We start from the raw sequence: 17479 nt of genomic DNA, 5'->3' as shown, positions 1-17479 counted from the left end.
CCGGCTGACGTCTAGCGCACGATGCCGCGTTGCGTCGCGGCGAGGAATTCGACGAAGGCCTTCAGCGGCGCCGCCGTGGTGGCGTCCGACTGGCCGAGCATGGCCGAAATCTCGTTGCGAGCATCGTCAAAGCTCAGGTCGGACTTGTACAGCAGCTTGTAAGCCTGACGCAGCGTCGCGATCTGGGCCGCATCGAAGCCGCGGCGACGCAGACCCTCGACATTGATACCGTGCGGCGTGGCCTTGTTACCGCTCTTGTCGCTGGCAGCGATCACGAACGGCGGTACATCCTGGACCAGCGCCGAAGCACCGCCCAGCATGGCATGCGCGCCAATGCGCACGAACTGATGCACGCCGCTCATGCCACCAAGAATCGCCCAGTCGCCCACTTCCACGTGGCCTGCAATCTGCGCATTGCTCGAAAACACCGTGTGGTTCCCCACGCTGCAATCGTGCGCGATATGCACGTACGCCATGATCCAGTTATCGCTGCCGATGCTGGTCACGCCGCGATCCTGCACGGTACCCGTGTGAATCGTGGTGAATTCGCGAATCGTGTTGCGGTCGCCGATCTCGAGCCGGGTCGGCTCGTTGGCGTACTTCATGTCCTGCGGCACTCCGCCCACCGAGGCATAAGGCCCGATGCGGTTCCCTTCGCCGATCGTGGTATGTCCCTCGACCGTGGTATGCGAGCCGATCCGTGTGCCACTGCCAATGCGCACGTTCGGACCGACGATCGAGAACGGGCCGACTTCCACATCGGCGCCAAGTTCAGCCTTCGGGTCGACCAGTGCGGTGGGATGGATTTGCGTCATACGTACTGTCCTGTGCTTTCAGTTCTGCTCGGTATCAGGAAAATCAGGCCTCGGCCTGCTTGACCGTGCACATCAGCTCGGCTTCGCAGGCAACCTCGCCGTCAACGGTGGCGCTGGCCTTGAATTTCCAGATACCGCGGATGTAGCGTTCCACGGTCACGTTCAGATGCAGCTGGTCGCCGGGATACACCACGCGCTTGAAGCGGGCGCCGTCGATGCCGACGAAGTAGTACAGCGCGCCTTCCTTGCGCTCCATATCGGCGCCAAAGGTCAGCAGGCCGGCCGATTGCGCCAGCGCTTCAAGAATCATGACACCCGGCATCACCGGTTGTTCCGGGAAGTGGCCCATGAAGTACGGCTCGTTGATCGTCACGTTCTTCAGGGTCTTGATCCGCTTTTGCGGTTCGAACTCGAGTACGCGGTCGACCAGCAGGATCGGGTACCGATGCGGCAGCAGCTTCAGGATCTTGCGGATGTCGATGTCGGAGGCTGTCATGATGATTTCTCTTCGTCTTGTTTGCTATTGACCCCGGCGGACGCGCCGCGCAGCCGGCGTTCCAGTTGCACCACTCGCTCGCGCAGCTTCGACAGGCCGCGCACGATGGCCGCGTTGCGTTCCCACTCGCCATGCGACGTGAACGGGAACACGCTGGTGAAATGCCCACCGGGTTTTGTAATCGATTTGGTAATCGAGGTACCGCCGGACACTGTGGTCCGGTCGGCGATATTCAAATGGCCGGAAAAATTGGCCGCGCCGCCAATCACGCAGAACCTTCCGATCTTCGTACTGCCCGAAACCGCGGCCGTGCCGGCAATCACGGTATGCGCGCCAACATGGACGTTATGCGCGATCTGCACCTGGTTATCGATCTTGCAGCCTTCCTCGATCACCGTGTCGGCCATCGCCCCACGGTCCACGCAGGTATTGGCGCCAATCTCCACATCGTTTCCCAGCACCGCCCGTCCCACCTGGGGAATCTTGACGTACTCGACCCCGGCCGGGCCGATATCGGGTGCAAATCCAAAGCCATCGGCACCGATCACGGCACCGCTGTGCAGGATGTTGCGCGCGCCCACCACGCAACGATGATAGACAGAAACATTGGCGTAGATGAGGGTATCTTCGCCGATCTGCGCGCCTGCGCCGATAAAGGCATTTGCGAGGACACGAACCCGCTCGCCCAAATGCGCTCCGGCTTCAATCACCACGTTCGGACCGATAAAGCACGACGCCGGGACGACGGCATCGGCTGCCACCGTGGCTCGCGGGTCAATGCCAACGCGCGGATCGGCATTGGCGACGCGATCGAAACGCTGTGCCACGCGCGCAAAGCAGACGTACGGATTGCGCGCCACCAGCCAGTTGCGGCCGTCAGCCTGCCCGTCAGCACGAATGCGCTCCAGGTCTGCCGGCGACACGATCACGGCACCAGCCTTGGAGGCCAACGCCTGCGTCAGGTAGAGCGGATTGGAAAGAAACGACAGATCGCCGGGACCGGCCTGGTCAAGCGGCGCCAGACCGCTCACGGCCAGGTCGGGATCACCCACAACCTGCGCGCCGTTCTCGGTGGCGAGCTGACCCAGTGTGGGTGTCTGCATGGCGGTACTTCCTTGATAAAAAGCGAAAAGCGGCGCGCGAGCGCCCGCCGCTTACTTGCCCGAGCCGGCGTTCAGCGCCTTCATCACGTCGTCCGTGATGTCGATGCGCGGATTGACGTAGACCGCTTCCTGCACGATCAGGTCGTACTTGCGCTGCTCGGCCAGTTGACGGATCACGCGGTTGGCGCGCTCCAGGACCTGGGCCAGTTCTTCGTTACGACGTTGATTCAGGTCCTCGCGGAACTCGCGCTGCTTGCGCTGGAATTCACGATCGAGGTCGGCCACCTCGCGCTGGCGGCGCTGGCGGTCGGCGTCGGCCAGCACGGCCGTGTCCTTGTCGAGCTTGTCAGCCATGGCCTTGATCTTCTGGGCCATGTCCTGCAGTTCGCGGTCGCGCTTGGAGAATTCCTGCTCGAGCTTGACCTGCGCGGCCTTCGCCGGCTGCGAGTCACGCAGGATACGCTCCGAATTCACCGCGGCAATGCGCGCCTCCTGAGCCATCGCCGGGGCCGCCGCGCAAAGGGCCGCAGCGGCCAGCGCGGCCGCGCTCAGGGATTTGATCAGTGGAGTGTGGAGTTTCATCAAACAAATCCTTTTGGGGATCAGAACGCGGTACCAATCTGGAACTGGAACCGCTGAACCTTGTCGTTCTCGTCCTTCTTCAGCGGGAAGCCCATGCTGACCTTCAGCGGGCCGATCGGCGACAGCCACGACATACCGAAACCGGTCGAATACTTCAGGTCGCTGATGGTGATCGGCGCGCCTTCCTGGTAGACGTTACCGAAGTCGAAGAACGTGAACAGACGCAGCGTACGGTCAACACCCGAGCCCGGCAGCGGGAATACGAATTCCACGTTACCGATCATCTTCGAGGCACCGCCCACCGGGTTGCCGTTCTGGTCCTTCGGACCCAGCGTGCTGGTCTGGTAGCCGCGGACCGAACCGATACCACCGGCATAGAAGTACTTGAACACCGGGAACGGCGTATTGCCGTAGCCGTGGCCGTAGGCCACCTCACCGTTGAATGCCAGCGTGAAGGCCTTCGAGATCGGATAGAAGTACTGCTGCTGGAAGCTGGCGCGATAGTACTGCGTGTCGCCGCCCGGCACGCCGATTTCCAGGTTGGCCTGGGTGTACGGACCCTTGGTCGGGATCAGCGCACTGTCCCGGCGGTCGCGAGCCCAGCCAACCGTGAACGGGAAGTTGTTGATCGGATCGCCACTGGCCTTGCCAATCTTCTGCAGCCAGGCCGTGTACTGGCTCGGCGTGTTGACCGAGGTATAGACCTGGGTACGCTCGTAGCCGATACCGAAGAACACTGTGTCGTTCTCAGAGAACGGCACGCCGAACTTGAAGCCGCCACCGGCCGACACGATCTTGTAGTCCTGGTCGCCCGTGTAGTACAGCGGGCGGGACGTACGGTAATAGATATCGGTCGAGCGGCTGATGCCGTCCACCGTGAAGTACGGATCGTACTGCGTCAGCGCGATCGTACGGAACGACTTGGCCGTGTTCACATCGAGGCCCAGACTGGTACCGGAACCGAACACGTTGTCCTGACGCAGGCCGGCCTGCAGCACGAGTTTGTCGGTCGACGAGAAACCGAGACCGAGGCTGATCTGACCAGTCGGCTTTTCCGTCACATTTACGTTCACATCCACCTGGTCAGGCGCGCCGGGCACGTCCTCGGTCGTGATGTTCGTATCCGTGAAGTAGCCGGTACGGTTGATACGCGCCTGCGACTGCTGGAGCTTCTCGCTGTCGAACCACGAGCTTTCCATCTGGCGCATTTCGCGGCGTACCACTTCGTCGCGCGTCTTGCTGTTGCCCACGACGTTCACGCGGCGCACGTAGACGCGACGGCCCGGATCGACCATCAGGGTCAGCGCCACTTCGCGCTTTTCCTTGTCGATCTGCGGTTGCGGGTTGATCGTCGTGAATGCGTAGCCGTACGTACCGAGCAGATCGGTGATGGCCTTCGTGCTGGCCGTCAGCTTTTCGGACGAGAAAATATCGCCCTTCTTCAGCTGCAGCAGCTTCTGCATTTCTTCCTGCTTGCCCAGCAGTTCGCCGGCCAGGTGGATATCCGACACCTTGAACTGCTCGCCTTCGGCGATGTTCAGCGTCAGGTAGATATCCTTCTTGTCAGGCGTGATCGATACCTGGGTCGACTCGATCTGGAATTCCAGATAGCCGCGATTCAGGTAGAACGAGCGCAGCGCTTCCAGGTCGGCCGTGAGCTTCTGCTTGGAATACAGATCGTTCTTGGTGTACCACGACAGCCAGTTCGGCGTGGACAGCTGCATTTCATCGCGCAGCGTGCCTTCCTTGAAAGCCTTGTTGCCGACGATATTGATCTGGCGGATTTTCGCGACCGGGCCTTCTTCCACGTTGAACACCACGGACACGCGGTTGCGGTCCACCGGCGTCACGGTGGTTTGAACTTCGGCAGCGTAGTAGCCACGGGCCACGTACTGGCGCTTCAGTTCCTGCTCGGCCTTGTCGATCAGCGCCTTGTCGTAATAGCGCGCTTCGGCCACGCCCACTGCCCGCAGCGAGCGGCGCAGCGTGTCCTTGTCGAATTCCTTGATGCCGACAAATTCAAGCTGGGAAATCGCCGGGCGTTCCTCGACCTGTACAACCAGCACGCCGTCTTCGGCGCGGATCTGCACGTCCTTGAAAAACCCGGTATTGTAGAGCGCACGGATGGCGTCGGCGCCCTTGTCATCGGTGAAGGTTTCGCCGACGCGCACGGGCAGGTAGCCAAAGACGGTACCTGGTTCCACGCGCTGCAGGCCTTCAACGCGAATATCCTTGACCACAAACGGATCTGCGGCCCAGCCCGCCGGGCTCCATGCCGCAATAATGGCACTCGTCAGCAAGCCCAGCGAGATGCGCTTATTTCTGATCAAAGTCGATCCCCTCTTCCTCATCGATTTCATGCAGGGTGTTGGCTCCAGCACCGATTGCAGCTACGCCTGACAATACCGGCACGACTGATCCTTCCCGACGGGGAATATCCCCGCGAGATACGACCGCCCCCGTCCGACTGGCGTTTCCGGCTGCGCGAAACTAGCCGCGCGCAAGAAACAGTCGGCTGACGTCATTGAACAAAGCGAGTGAGGTCAGGAGCAAGATGCATGCGATGCCGACCTTCTGCAGCATCGCTTGCCAGTGGTCTGGTACAGGCCTGCCAGTCAAAAATTCCACGCAATAATACAGCAAATGCCCCCCATCCAGCACCGGAATAGGTAACAAATTCAGTACACCGAGGCTGACACTGACCAGCGCAAGGAAGCTCACGAACGGCTGCCAGCCCATGTTGGCAGCCCGTCCGGCATAGTCGGCCACCGTCAGCGGGCCGCTCAGGTTCTGCAGCGACGCCTGGCCCACGAGCATCTTCCCGAGCAGCTTCAGGGACAGCGTGCTGGTGCTCCAGACCTGGTCCGCGGCGCGGGCCAGCGCCTGAGTAAACGGATAGCGGACGGTTTCGGTCTGCACGGCCTGGTTCAGCGCGGCGCCCAGCTTGCCCACCATCGGCGCCGGCGCGCCTTCTGCGCCAGCCTTGCCGCCCGGGGCGGCGTCGAGCTTGACGGCCACGTCCAGGCGCTGACCTGCGCGCTCGATCCCCAGCGTGACGCCCTGGCCCGGTCGCGCCCGGACCCCACGAATCAGTTCGCCGGCCTGGGTCAGCGGCTGGCCCTCCCAGGCCACCACCTTGTCGCCAGCGCGCAGACCTGCCCGTTGCGCCGCGGAATCGGCAACGATCTCGGTAATGGTGACCGGACCGCCCTTCAGCGCCAGACCCAGCGTCGCCAGCGGGTCCTGATCAGGATTGCCGCCCGTATCGGGGAGCCGCCCCAGCGGGATATCGCGCTCGGCGCCATCCGCACCACGAACGTGCATGACCGCGCTCGTATCGCCAAAACCCTGCGCGAACACGGCCATGCGCAGGTCGTTCCAGGATCGTACAGGTTCGCTCTGACCGTTCGCGGTCAGCGACAGCACGCGGTCGCCGTCCCGCACCCCGGCCTGCGCCGCCGCCGTATTGGCTGCCGGCGCGGCCAGCACGGGCACGGGCTCGCGCATGCCGCCGGCGAACAGCACCAGATAAAGGGCGATAGCCAGCGCGAAATTGGCCAGCGGGCCGGCAGCAACGATGACAAAGCGCTTGCCCACGGGCTGGCGGTTGAACGCGCGCGGAAGATCGGCCGGGTCAATAGGCAGGTCGGCCTCCGGGTCGCGCTCCCGCTCGTCCAGCATCTTGACGTAGCCACCCAGCGGGATGGCCGCCAGCGTCCACTCGGTGCGGTCGCGCCCCTTGCTGACCCAGCGGGCCAGCGGGCGGCCAAAGCCGATCGAAAATCGCAGGACCTTGACCCCGCACGCACGCGCGGCCAGGTAATGCCCCATCTCGTGAACAAAGATCAGGATACAGAGGGCGACAACGAACGCGATAACGGTTTGCATGGCAAATCACCTCTTTCCAGATCCGGGCCTCGCCGCGATCGTAATGCCGATCAGCGGCCGGCCAGTTGTTTCAGCAGTGCCTGGGCGGCCTCACGAGCCGCGGCATCGGCAGCCAGCACGCCTTCGAGCGATCCGGCTTCCCCTTCGGCCGGCTGCTCCAGCACACTGGCCACGACGCGGGCGATATCCGTGAACCGGATATTTCCGGCCAGGAACGCCTCCACCGCCATCTCGTTTGCAGCATTGAGCACGGCCGGCGCCACACCACCGGCGCGCAGCGCATCGAAGGCCAGCCCCAGGCACGGGAAGCGCCCAAGATCCGGCGTCTCGAAATGGAGGCCGCCCGCCACGGTCAGGTCCAGCGGCGTCACTCCCGAATCGATCCGCTCCGGGTATGCCATGCCGTAGGCGATCGGCGTACGCATGTCGGGGTTGCCCAACTGCGCCAGCACCGATCCGTCGGCATAGGCCACCATCGAATGCACGATGCTTTGCGGGTGAATCAGTACCTCGATCTTGTCGGCCGGGGCGCCAAACAGCCAGTGCGCCTCGATGACCTCAAGCCCCTTGTTCATCATCGTGGCCGAATCCACCGAGATCTTGCGGCCCATCACCCACTTCGGGTGCGCGCAGGCCTGATCCGGCGTGATGTCATGCAGCGTCGACGGGTCGCGGGTCCGGAATGGGCCGCCCGACGCCGTCAGCAGCACCTTCGACACCCCCGCGCCATAACGCGGGTCGCTGGTCGGCAGGCACTGGAAAATCGCGTTGTGTTCGCTGTCGATCGGCAGCAGCGTGGCGCCGTGATGATGCACCGCATCCATGAAGATGCTGCCCGACATCACCAGTGATTCCTTGTTGGCGAGCAGCACGCGCTTGCCCGCACGCGCCGCTGCCAGCGACGAACGCAGGCCGGCCGCGCCAACGATGGCGGCCATCACGGCATCGGTTTGCGCATCCGCGGCGATCGATTCCAGCGCCTCCGGGCCGTAGCCGACTTCGGTAGCCACACCTGCCGCACGCAGCTTGCCCTCAAGCTCGCTCGCGGCCTCGGCCGACCCCACCACCGCCCGCGCGGGGCGGAACTCGGCGCAGGCCGCTGCCAGCTTGTCCACCTGGCGATGGGCGCTGAGCGCATGCACCGTGTAGCGGTCGGGATGACGGCGCACCACGTCCAACGTGCTTTCGCCGATGGAACCCGTGGCGCCCAGAATCGTAATGCGTTGCATATAACCAGACGAATTCAGTTGTGATCAGACCCAGGACAGCAGCAGCGCCGCCAGCGGGAATACCGGGATCAGCGCGTCGATGCGGTCCAGAACGCCGCCGTGGCCGGGCAGCAGCCGGCTGCTGTCCTTGATGCCGACCTGTCGCTTGAGCAGCGACTCGAACAGATCGCCGACCACGCTGGCTGCCACCAGCAGCGTCGTCAGCACGGCCAGCACGCCCAGGCCGACCTTGTCGGCAACCAGCGAGTACCAGGTGGGTGCGAAGGCGTGGCTTGCCGCCAGGCCCAGTGCCACGATCATCGCCAGCAGCCAGCCGCCAATCGCACCCTCCCAGGACTTGCCCGGGCTGATGGCCGGTGCGAGCTTGCGCTTGCCGATCGCCTTGCCAACAAAATAGGCGCCAATATCGGCGGCCCAGACCAGCACGGCGGCGGTCAGCAGCACGCCAACCCCTGCGACACGCAGCGCCATGACCGCATGACCAAAGGCCGGCAGCATGATCAGCCCGAGCACGGCACCCAGCACGGTAAATCCGGGGGTCGCCTTGCGTACGCCGCGCGCCAGCAGCACCAGTGCCACGCCCCAGGCAACGAGCGACGCCTCAAGCAGCCAGTCGATGGCAAATCCGGATGGTGCCAGGTGCCAGGCAAGCAGCGCCACCAGGCATGCCACGGCATAGACGTAGGGCCACGGACGTGGCAGGCCGATCAGGCGGCCGAATTCCCAACCGCCCAGCAGCACGATGACCGCCACCAGGCCCGCCAGCGCCGTGGGCGGCGCCAGGAACAGGATCGGCAGGATCAACAGCAACAGGCATACGGCGGTGATAACGCGGGTCAGAAGCATGCGGCTGCGGTTCCCGTTGGTATGAAGGTACGGCCGGCCTCAGGCCGTTCCCGACAGGCCCGGCGCCACGACCTGGGCGCTGGTCCGGCCAAAACGGCGCTCTCGCTGGCGGTACGACGCAAACGCCTTGTCGAGTTCCGCGGCGTCAAAGTCGGGCCAGAAGGTATCGGTGAAATACAGCTCGGTATAGGCGAGCTGCCAAAGCAGGAAATTGCTGATGCGCTGTTCGCCGCCAGTCCGGATGAAGAGGTCCGGCTCCGGCGCGTAGGCCATGGCCAGGTGCGGGGCCAGCAACGACTCGTCGATCGAGTCCCCCTCGAGCATGGGCGAGCGGGCCAGCATCTTGCGCATGGCCTGCAGCAGGTCCCACCGGCCGCCGTAGTTGGCGGCGATGGTCACGGTCAGGCCCGTGTTGCCGGCCGTACGCGCCTCGGCGTCCTTGATCATCTGCTGGATACGCGGACTGAAGCGCGCCAGATCGCCCACCACGCGCAGGCGGATGTTGTTGGCATGCATCCGCACCACCTCGCGACGCAGGGCGGTCATGAACAGGCGCATCAGGAACGACACTTCGTCCGCAGGACGGCGCCAGTTCTCGGAACTGAATGCGAACAGGGTCAGGTACTGCACGCCGCGTGCGGCGCAGGCCTGCACGATTTCGCGCACGGTATCCAGACCCCGCGTGTGGCCGGCCACGCGCGGCAGGTGACGCTTTGTCGCCCAGCGGCCGTTCCCATCCATGATGATGGCAACGTGTCGTGGCACATAGGTGGTATCGGGAACGCCGAGCGTCGAACTGATATGCTGCATGGATTCGCGGACGGGCTGGGACAACCCCGGCGGACGGGCCGCCGGGACGGCCTTACACCGTCAAGATCTCCTTCTCTTTCTCGGCGACGAGCTTGTCGATCTCGCCAACATACTTGTCCGTCAGCTTCTGGACATCGTCCGTGCCACGGCGCTCGTCGTCTTCCGAGATGGTCTTGTCCTTGACCAGCTTCTTGAACTGCTCGTTGGCGTCGCGGCGCAGATTGCGCACGGCCACCTTGGCGCCCTCGGCCTCGCTCTTCACCACCTTGATCAGCTCCTTGCGGCGCTCTTCGGTCAGCGGAGGCATCGGCACGCGGATCACGTCGCCCATCGTGGCGGGGTTCAGGCCCAGGTCGGCGTCGCGGATTGCCTTTTCCACGGCCTGCACCATCTTCTTTTCCCACGGTTGCACGGTAATCGTGCGGGCATCGCCCAGGCCAACGTTGGCCACCTGGCTGATCGGCACCGGCGAACCGTAGTAATCCACCTGAACGTGGTCGAGCAGGCCAGTGTGCGCACGGCCGGTACGAATTTTCGCCAGATCGGCCCTGAAGGCTTCGATCGACTTCTGCATCTTCTGCTCGGCGCTCTTCTTAGTGTCGGCGACGGTCATGATTACCTCCGGAAAACAGCCAGACAGGATCCCGCCGGGCGGGATCGAAAATGAAACATTCTACTCTCAGGCCAGACCGAATCAGCATTTTGATGCGGTCCGGACTGCTTAAACGTGCACTAGCGTACCTTCGTCCTCACCCAGGATCACGCGCTTCAGGGCGCCCGGCTTGACGATCGAGAACACCTTGATCGGCAGCTTCTGGTCGCGGCACAGCGCGAACGCGGTAGCGTCCATGACCTGCAGGTTGCGGGAAATGGCTTCGTCGAACGTAATCGTCGTATAGCGCGTGGCGCTCGGATCCTTCTTGGGGTCGGCCGTGTAGACGCCGTCCACCTTGGTGGCCTTCAGCACGATTTCCGCGCCAATTTCCGAGCCGCGCAGCGCGGCGGCCGTATCGGTGGTGAAGAACGGATTGCCGGTGCCGGCGGCAAAGATCACGACCTTGCCTTCCTCGAGCTGGCGGATGGCGCGGGGGCGGATGTAGGGCTCCACCACCTGGTCCATGCGCAGCGCCGATTGCACGCGGCCTTCGATATTGGCGTGGCGCATGGCGTCCTGCAGGGCCAGCGCGTTCATCATCGTGGCCAGCATGCCCATGTAGTCGGCCGTGGCACGGTCCATGCCGGCCGCACCGCCGGCGACGCCGCGGAAAATGTTGCCGCCGCCGATGACAACCGCAACCTGGACGCCCAGCTTCACGATTTCGGCAATGTCATTGACCATGCCTTCGATGGTCGCCCGGTTGATGCCGAAGGCATCGTCGCCCATAAGGGCTTCACCGGACAGTTTCAGAAGGACGCGCTTGTAGGCTGGCATGTTCACCCTCGGGCAGGTTCTAGTCGCTCGTTTGAACGGATGGATGGGCGCGGGCGGCACAACGCAACTGCGCACCGGCCGCGCATGAATTTGGACTGCTTGACAGCTGGAAAGCCGGTTTTCGCCGTCATCTGCCGGCATCACCCCGCTAAAGGCGCGCTTATTGCAGGTGACTGCGAAAACTGACTGGCACGGCGCGCATGGCAACCGTACTTGTGCAGAGGGGCACCTTGCGGCGCCCCTCGGCATTATACGGTGGCAGACCGGGCATCCCGCCAGGGAAACCCGTCCGGCCACCCGGACATCAGCCCTTCTGGGCGGCGGCCACCTGGGCAGCCACTTCAGCAGCGAAGTCGTCCTGCTTCTTCTCGATGCCTTCGCCCACCACGTACAGGGTGAAACCCTTCACGTTGGTGTTGACGGCCTTCAGCATCTGCTCGACGGTCTGCTTGTCGTTCTTCACGAACGGCTGGTTCAGCAGCGACACTTCCTTCAGGTACTTCTGGACCGAACCTTCCACCATCTTGGCGGCGATTTCAGCCGGCTTGCCCGATTCGGCAGCCTTCTGCTCGGCGATGCTGCGCTCCTTGGCGATCAGCTCGGCGGGCACTTGCTCCGACGACAGCGACACCGGCTTCATGGCGGCCACGTGCATGGCAACGTCCTTGGCGGCGGTTTCGTCACCGTCGAACTCGACCATCACGCCGATACGCGTGCCGTGCAGGTACGAAGCCAGCTTGCCACCATTGGCGTAGCGCACGAAACGGCGGATCGTCATGTTCTCGCCGATCTTGCCGATCAGGGCCGAGCGCACGGCGTCAACCGTCGAGCCGTCCATTTCCAGGGCCGACAGGGCTGCCACGTCGGCCGGAGCCTGCTTGGCGATCAGTTCGGCAACCTTGGCGGCAAAGCCCAGGAAGTCGTCGTTCTTCGACACGAAGTCGGTTTCGCAGTTCAGTTCGACCAGCGAGCCCGTGGTGCCGTCGATGTACGTGGCCACGATGCCTTCGGCGGTCACGCGCGACGCGGCCTTGCTGGCCTTGTTGCCCAGCTTGACGCGCAGCAGTTCTTCAGCCTTGTCCAGGTCGCCGTCGGCTTCCGTCAGGGCCTTCTTGCATTCCATCATCGGCGCGTCGGTCTTCGCGCGCAGTTCTGCAACCATGCTTGCGGTAATTGCCGCCATTTGTCACTCCTTGATTGGTTGGCCTCATCCGCGGCGAATCATATCCACGGCGGATGACAACTGAATCTGTTTGCAAAAAGGGGGCGCCAGAAGTGCCCCCTTTCTTGGTTGCCGCAAGGCGGGCGCCGGTGGCCGGTGTATCCCGGCCTCAGGCGCCAGCGGGCAATCAGCCTTCCTGGACTTCGACGAATTCGTCGTCGCCACGCACGGCTTCCACCACTTCCTGCACCGCGTTCGCGCGGCCTTCCAGGATGGCGTCGGCCACGCCGCGCACGTACAGGGCAACAGCCTTGCTCGAGTCGTCGTTACCCGGGATCACGTAGTCGATGCCTTCCGGCGAGTGGTTCGTGTCGACCACGCCGATCACGGGGATGCCCAGCTTGTTGGCTTCGGTCACGGCGATCTTGTGGTAGCCGACGTCCACCACGAAGATGGCGTCAGGAACGCCGCCCATGTCCTTGATGCCGCCGATGGACTTTTCCAGCTTTTCCATCTCGCGCTCGAACATCAGCGCTTCCTTCTTGCTCATGGTTTCCAGCGCGCCGGCTTCCTTGGCGGCTTCCATGTCCTTCAGGCGCTTGATCGAGATCTTGACGGTCTTGAAGTTCGTCAGCATGCCGCCGAGCCAGCGGGCGTCGACGTAGGGCATGCCAGCGCGGCCGGCTTCCTCAGCCAGGATCTCGCGCGATTGACGCTTGGTACCCACGAAAAGCACGGTGCCGCGGTTTGCTGCCAGCTGACGCACGTACTTCAGCGCGTCCTGGAACATCGGCAGGGTCTTTTCGAGGTTGATGATGTGGATCTTGTTGCGATGACCGAAGATGAAGGGGGCCATCTTCGGGTTCCAGAAGCGGGTCTGGTGGCCAAAGTGGCAACCGGCTTCCAGCATTTCGCGCATGGTCACGGACATGTGAATTACTCCAAGAGGGTTGGGTCTGAAGTCCGCCCCGACATTCCTGAAAAGGAACACCCCGGATAGGCGGACCAGCGATTTACAAAAAGCAGCGATAATCTCCGACCCGCAGCGCCCCGTTTCCAGGCCGTCAGCAAGTCAGCCCGCGATTGTAGCAACAAAGCACCCCTTCCCTCAAGCCCCCCTCGCAAGGCACGGAAACGCCCCGGGCCGCGCGCCACGCCGGTCTCCTCCTGTATTTCCCTGCTTTCTCGTCACGAAGGTGAGATAATCCCGCTTTGCGAACAGTAAAGGCGCGGTCTGTGACTGGGCCATCACATTTCAGGCGAAGCAGCATGAGCATCCATATCAATACCGCCGAAGACATCGCCCAAATGCGCGTGGCTTGCCGCCTTGCCTCCGAAGTCCTCGACTACATCACTCCCTTCGTCAAGGTTGGCGTCACCACGGGCGAACTCGACCGCCTTTGCCACGCCTACATGCGTGATGTGCAAGGCACCGTGCCGGCCCCGCTGAACTACGCGCCCCCGGGCTATCCGCCCTTCCCCGGCGCGATCTGCACGTCGGTCAACGACGTGATCTGCCACGGCATCCCTGGCGACCGGGTGCTCAAGGGCGGCGACGTGGTCAACCTGGACATCACCGTCATCACCAAGGAAGGCTACTACGGCGATACCAGCCGCATGTTCGTGGTGGGCGAGGCCTCGATCCTGGCCAAGCGCCTGGCGCAGATTACTTACGAATGCATGTGGAAGGGCATCCAGCAAGTGCGCAATGGTGCACGCCTGGGTGATATCGGCCACGCCATCCAGACGCACGCCGAAGGCGCCGGCTACACCGTGGTGCGCGAATACTGCGGCCACGGCATCGGCAAGGTGTTCCACTCGGACCCGCAGGTGCTGCACTACGGCCGCCCCAACACCGGCATGGAAATCAAGTCGGGCATGATCTTCACGGTCGAGCCGATGATCAACGCCGGCAAGCGCGATATCCGCACGATGCCTGACCACTGGACGGTCAAGACGCGTGATCGCAGCCTGTCGGCCCAGTGGGAGCACACGGTGCTGGTGACGGATACCGGCTACGAAGTGCTGACGCTGTCGGCCGGTTCGCCCGTACCGCCCGCGTTCATCACCGATACCGTGGCGGCCTGATCCCGCACCGAACGCCAGGGCGCCCACCAAGGCGCCCTTTCTTCTTCCAGCCGTGCCCACGCCCACCCTCGAACCGCCGCCCATGGACACCACGCCGGAACTGTTGCTCTGCCAGCGCATCCGCGACAGGCTCAAGGCCGACAAGCAGGCGCTGTTTGCCGAATTCGACGCCAACAACCAGGTTACGCCGCTGGTAACGAAGCTGCGCCGCGCCGTCGACGCCGCGCTGATCGAGGCCTGGACCGGCCTGGAGCTGCCCGCGTCCGCCGCGCTGGTCGCCGTTGGCGGGTATGGCCGCGGCGAGCTGTTCCCGTATTCCGATGTCGATGTGCTGTTGCTGCTGCCCGGCGAGCCCGATAGCGACACGGCAGCCAGGCTCGAACGCTTTATCGGCTTGTGCTGGGACCTCGGGCTGGAGATCGGCTCGTCGGTGCGCACCGTGGACGACTGTATCCGCGAATCGGCCGCCGACATCACCATCCGCACGTCGCTGCTCGAAGCGCGCCTGCTGACGGGCAGCAGGACGCTGCTGCAGTCCCTGCAGACGCGCTACCAGGCCGACATGGATGCGGCCGACTTCTTCCAGGCCAAGCTGCTGGAACTGCGCCAGCGTCATGCCAAGTACCAGGACACACCCTACGCGCTGGAGCCGAACTGCAAGGAAAGCCCCGGCGGCCTGCGCGACCTGCAGGTGATCCTGTGGATGACCAAGGCCGCGGGCCTGGGCGACAGCTGGAAGCAACTGTTCGAACGCGGACTGCTGACCGAGCGCGAGTCGCAGGAACTGGCCCGCAACGAGCGCCTGCTGCGCACCATCCGTGCCCGCCTGCACCTGCTGGCCGGCCGCCGCCAGGACGTGCTGGTGTTCGATCTGCAGACCGCGCTGGCCGAGTCGTTCGGCTATCGCCAGACGACCAACAAGCGCGCCAGCGAGCAACTGATGCGCCGGTACTACTGGGCGGCCAAGGCCGTGACGCAGCTGAACAGCGTGCTGCTGCTGAATATCGAGGCGATGCTGTTCCCGAGCGAGTCCAAGGTCACGCGCGTGATCAACGATCGCTTCGTGGAGCGCCAGGGCATGCTGGAGATCACCAGCGACGACCTGTACGAGCAGAACCCGCACGCGATCCTCGAAACATTCCTGCTGTACGAGCGCACCCCGGGCGTGAAGGGGCTGTCGCCGCGCACGCTGCGCGGGCTGTACAACGCGCGCACGGTGATGGATGCCAGTTGGCGCAACGACCCGGTCAACCGCAAGCTGTTCCTGGCCATCGTGCAGGAGCCGCAGGGCATCACGCACGCGCTGCGGCTGATGAACCAGACCAGCGTGCTGGGCCGCTACCTGATCAACTTCCGCCGCATCGTGGGCCAGATGCAGCACGACCTGTTCCACGTGTACACCGTGGACCAGCACATCCTGATGGTGGTGCGCAACATGCGCCGCTTTGCCATCGTCGAGCATACGCACGAATTCCCGTTCTGCAGCCAGCTGATGGCCGGCTTCGACCGGCCGTGGGTGCTGTGGGTGGCGGCGCTGTTCCACGACATCGCCAAGGGCCGCGGCGGCGACCATTCGAAGCTGGGCACCGTCGACGCGCGTCGCTTCTGCAAGCAGCATGGCATTTCGCGTGAAGACGCGGACCTGATCGCGTGGCTGGTGGAAAACCACCTGACGATGAGCCATGTGGCGCAGAAGCAGGACCTGACCGACCCCGACGTGGTGAAGGCATTCGCCCAGGTGGTGGGCAACGAGCGTTACCTGACGGCGCTGTACCTGCTGACCGTGGCCGATATCCGCGGCACCAGCCCCAAGGTGTGGAACGCCTGGAAGGGCAAGCTGCTGGAAGACCTGTACCGCATCACGCTGCGCGTGCTGGGCGGCGCCCATATCGACCAGCATTCGCTATGGGCACAGAAGCGCGACGACACCATCGCGCAGCTGCGCCTGAAGGCATTCGATCCCGAGCTGGCAAAGCCGCTCTGGAGCCGGCTCGACATGTCGTTCTTCATGCGGCACGATGCGCGCGACATCGCCTGGGTGACGCGACACCTGTTCAACAAGGTGAACAGCGTCGACCCCGTGGTCAAGGCGCGCGTGTCGCCCGCCGGCGAGGGGCTGCAGGTGGTGGTGTACGTGAAGGACCAGCCCGACCTCTTCGCGCGCATTTGCGGCTACTTCGAGCGCAAGGCGTTCTCGATCCAGGACGCCAAGATCGAGACCACGCGCGACGGCTATGCGCTGGACACCTTCCAGATTACCGATCCCGGCCTGGATGGTGACTACCGCGACATCCTCGCGCTGGTGGAGCATGAACTGACCGAACGCGTGCGGCTGGAATGCCCGCTGCCCGAACCGTCCCAGGGCCGGCTGTCGCGCCAGTCGCGCAGCTTCCCGATCAAGCCGCGCGTGGACTTGCGTCCCGACGAACGCGGCCAGTACTACCTGCTGTCGGTGTCGGCCAACGACCGCACCGGGCTGCTTTACGCGCTGGCCCGCGTACTGGCCAAATATCGCGTGTCCGTCCATTCGGCGCGCATCAACACGCTCGGCGAACGCGTGGAAGACGTGTTCCTGGTCGACGGCTCGCCGCTGGCCGCCGACAACCGATTGCAGATTCAAGTGGAACAGGATTTGCTCGACGCGCTGGCCATCTGATCCCCCGATGGCCGGCGCGCGAGCGCTTGGAAAGATATGACAGACAGCAACACACCCGGTCGCAAGACGCTGGGCATCAAGAGCTCCACGACGGGCGCACCGCGCAAGGCAAGCCGCCCGGTGCGCGTGTCGGACCTGAACCGCAAGCGCGTGCAGGACGTCGTCACCGGCATCAAGCAGGCCAAGGACCGCGCGGCCGAGAAGGACAAGCGCAAGGCCGCACCGGCCGAAGGCGAGCGCAGCGAGCGTCCGCGCCGCTTCGAAGGCCAGGGCACCGACCGGCCGCGTCGCTTCGAAGGCGAGCGCGGCGAACGCCCGCGTCGCTTCGAAGGCCAGGGCGGCGACCGTCCCCGCCGCTTCGAAGGCCAGGGT

At 64.0% G+C, this 17479-nt stretch carries 15 protein-coding genes; 2 read left to right on the top strand and 13 right to left on the bottom strand.

Annotated elements, in window-relative coordinates; translation table 11 throughout:
• Positions 1-11: 11 nt before the first annotated feature.
• From lpxA to rpsB, 13 genes are all read right to left on the bottom strand, one after another.
• Positions 12-815 carry an acyl-ACP--UDP-N-acetylglucosamine O-acyltransferase gene (lpxA, locus tag A9J21_RS10655; RefSeq protein WP_066735244.1) on the bottom strand — a complete coding sequence of 268 codons (804 nt, stop codon included), beginning with the start codon at positions 813-815 and terminating at the stop codon, positions 12-14.
• Between the two features lie 43 nt (positions 816-858).
• Entirely contained in the window at positions 859-1311 is a 453-nt protein-coding gene (gene fabZ, locus A9J21_RS10650; protein WP_061958372.1) for a 3-hydroxyacyl-ACP dehydratase FabZ, read from the bottom strand.
• On the bottom strand, positions 1308-2414 hold the full coding sequence (lpxD, locus tag A9J21_RS10645) for a UDP-3-O-(3-hydroxymyristoyl)glucosamine N-acyltransferase (RefSeq protein ID WP_066735241.1): 1107 nt from the start codon (positions 2412-2414) through the stop codon (positions 1308-1310). Before lpxD ends, fabZ begins: the two co-directional genes overlap by 4 nt.
• A 51-nt stretch (positions 2415-2465) precedes the next feature.
• Positions 2466-2996, bottom strand: a complete 531-nt coding sequence (locus A9J21_RS10640; RefSeq protein ID WP_066735238.1) for an OmpH family outer membrane protein — start codon at positions 2994-2996, stop codon at positions 2466-2468.
• A gap of 20 nt (positions 2997-3016) precedes the next feature.
• Entirely contained in the window at positions 3017-5347 is a 2331-nt protein-coding gene (bamA, locus tag A9J21_RS10635) for an outer membrane protein assembly factor BamA (RefSeq protein ID WP_404851366.1), read from the bottom strand.
• Positions 5348-5486: 139 nt separating this feature from the next.
• Entirely contained in the window at positions 5487-6884 is a 1398-nt protein-coding gene (rseP, locus tag A9J21_RS10630) for an RIP metalloprotease RseP (protein ID WP_066735233.1), read from the bottom strand.
• A gap of 50 nt (positions 6885-6934) precedes the next feature.
• Complete coding sequence (ispC, locus tag A9J21_RS10625) at positions 6935-8113, bottom strand: 1-deoxy-D-xylulose-5-phosphate reductoisomerase (protein WP_066735230.1); 1179 nt, start codon at positions 8111-8113, stop codon at positions 6935-6937.
• Between the two features lie 24 nt (positions 8114-8137).
• On the bottom strand, positions 8138-8959 hold the full coding sequence (locus A9J21_RS10620) for a phosphatidate cytidylyltransferase (RefSeq protein WP_066735222.1): 822 nt from the start codon (positions 8957-8959) through the stop codon (positions 8138-8140).
• A 39-nt stretch (positions 8960-8998) separates the two neighbouring features.
• Positions 8999-9769, bottom strand: a complete 771-nt coding sequence (locus tag A9J21_RS10615) for an isoprenyl transferase (protein WP_066735219.1) — start codon at positions 9767-9769, stop codon at positions 8999-9001.
• Between the two features lie 52 nt (positions 9770-9821).
• Positions 9822-10382 (bottom strand): ribosome recycling factor, encoded by a 561-nt coding sequence (frr, locus tag A9J21_RS10610; protein ID WP_066735216.1) that lies wholly within the window; start codon positions 10380-10382, stop codon positions 9822-9824.
• A gap of 108 nt (positions 10383-10490) precedes the next feature.
• Positions 10491-11201 (bottom strand): UMP kinase, encoded by a 711-nt coding sequence (pyrH, locus tag A9J21_RS10605; RefSeq protein WP_066735314.1) that lies wholly within the window; start codon positions 11199-11201, stop codon positions 10491-10493.
• A 304-nt stretch (positions 11202-11505) separates the two neighbouring features.
• Complete coding sequence (gene tsf / locus A9J21_RS10600) at positions 11506-12384, bottom strand: translation elongation factor Ts (protein ID WP_066735213.1); 879 nt, start codon at positions 12382-12384, stop codon at positions 11506-11508.
• Positions 12385-12550: 166 nt separating this feature from the next.
• Complete coding sequence (rpsB, locus tag A9J21_RS10595; RefSeq protein ID WP_066735210.1) at positions 12551-13294, bottom strand: 30S ribosomal protein S2; 744 nt, start codon at positions 13292-13294, stop codon at positions 12551-12553.
• Positions 13295-13632: 338 nt separating this feature from the next.
• Between rpsB and map the strand changes: the two genes are divergently transcribed.
• Both map and A9J21_RS10585 read left to right on the top strand, forming a co-directional pair.
• Positions 13633-14451, top strand: a complete 819-nt coding sequence (gene map / locus A9J21_RS10590) for a type I methionyl aminopeptidase (RefSeq protein WP_066735206.1) — start codon at positions 13633-13635, stop codon at positions 14449-14451.
• A gap of 82 nt (positions 14452-14533) precedes the next feature.
• The gene (locus A9J21_RS10585; protein ID WP_066735203.1) at positions 14534-17107 is read left to right on the top strand and encodes a [protein-PII] uridylyltransferase; all 2574 of its coding nucleotides are present in this window, start codon (positions 14534-14536) and stop codon (positions 17105-17107) included.
• The last annotated feature ends 372 nt before the right edge of the window (positions 17108-17479 follow it).

The sequence above is a fragment of the Cupriavidus sp. D384 genome, from assembly GCF_001652915.1.
Lineage (GTDB): Bacteria > Pseudomonadota > Gammaproteobacteria > Burkholderiales > Burkholderiaceae > Cupriavidus.
Note: the sequence above shows the minus strand (reverse complement) of the source record. Positions and strands in the feature narration are given on the sequence as shown.

What these genes read in the sequence shown, in the direction of transcription:
- lpxA (WP_066735244.1), bottom strand. Translation starts at nt 815, where the DNA reads ATGACGCAAATCCATCCCACCGCACTGGTCGACCCGAAGGCTGAACTT.
- fabZ (WP_061958372.1), bottom strand. Translation starts at nt 1,311, where the DNA reads ATGACAGCCTCCGACATCGACATCCGCAAGATCCTGAAGCTGCTGCCG.
- lpxD (WP_066735241.1), bottom strand. Translation starts at nt 2,414, where the DNA reads ATGCAGACACCCACACTGGGTCAGCTCGCCACCGAGAACGGCGCGCAG.
- A9J21_RS10640 (WP_066735238.1), bottom strand. Translation starts at nt 2,996, where the DNA reads ATGAAACTCCACACTCCACTGATCAAATCCCTGAGCGCGGCCGCGCTG.
- bamA (WP_404851366.1), bottom strand. Translation starts at nt 5,347, where the DNA reads ATGAGGAAGAGGGGATCGACTTTGATCAGAAATAAGCGCATCTCGCTG.
- rseP (WP_066735233.1), bottom strand. Translation starts at nt 6,884, where the DNA reads ATGCAAACCGTTATCGCGTTCGTTGTCGCCCTCTGTATCCTGATCTTT.
- ispC (WP_066735230.1), bottom strand. Translation starts at nt 8,113, where the DNA reads ATGCAACGCATTACGATTCTGGGCGCCACGGGTTCCATCGGCGAAAGC.
- A9J21_RS10620 (WP_066735222.1), bottom strand. Translation starts at nt 8,959, where the DNA reads ATGCTTCTGACCCGCGTTATCACCGCCGTATGCCTGTTGCTGTTGATC.
- A9J21_RS10615 (WP_066735219.1), bottom strand. Translation starts at nt 9,769, where the DNA reads ATGCAGCATATCAGTTCGACGCTCGGCGTTCCCGATACCACCTATGTG.
- frr (WP_066735216.1), bottom strand. Translation starts at nt 10,382, where the DNA reads ATGACCGTCGCCGACACTAAGAAGAGCGCCGAGCAGAAGATGCAGAAG.
- pyrH (WP_066735314.1), bottom strand. Translation starts at nt 11,201, where the DNA reads ATGCCAGCCTACAAGCGCGTCCTTCTGAAACTGTCCGGTGAAGCCCTT.
- tsf (WP_066735213.1), bottom strand. Translation starts at nt 12,384, where the DNA reads ATGGCGGCAATTACCGCAAGCATGGTTGCAGAACTGCGCGCGAAGACC.
- rpsB (WP_066735210.1), bottom strand. Translation starts at nt 13,294, where the DNA reads ATGTCCGTGACCATGCGCGAAATGCTGGAAGCCGGTTGCCACTTTGGC.
- map (WP_066735206.1), top strand. Translation starts at nt 13,633, where the DNA reads ATGAGCATCCATATCAATACCGCCGAAGACATCGCCCAAATGCGCGTG.
- A9J21_RS10585 (WP_066735203.1), top strand. Translation starts at nt 14,534, where the DNA reads ATGGACACCACGCCGGAACTGTTGCTCTGCCAGCGCATCCGCGACAGG.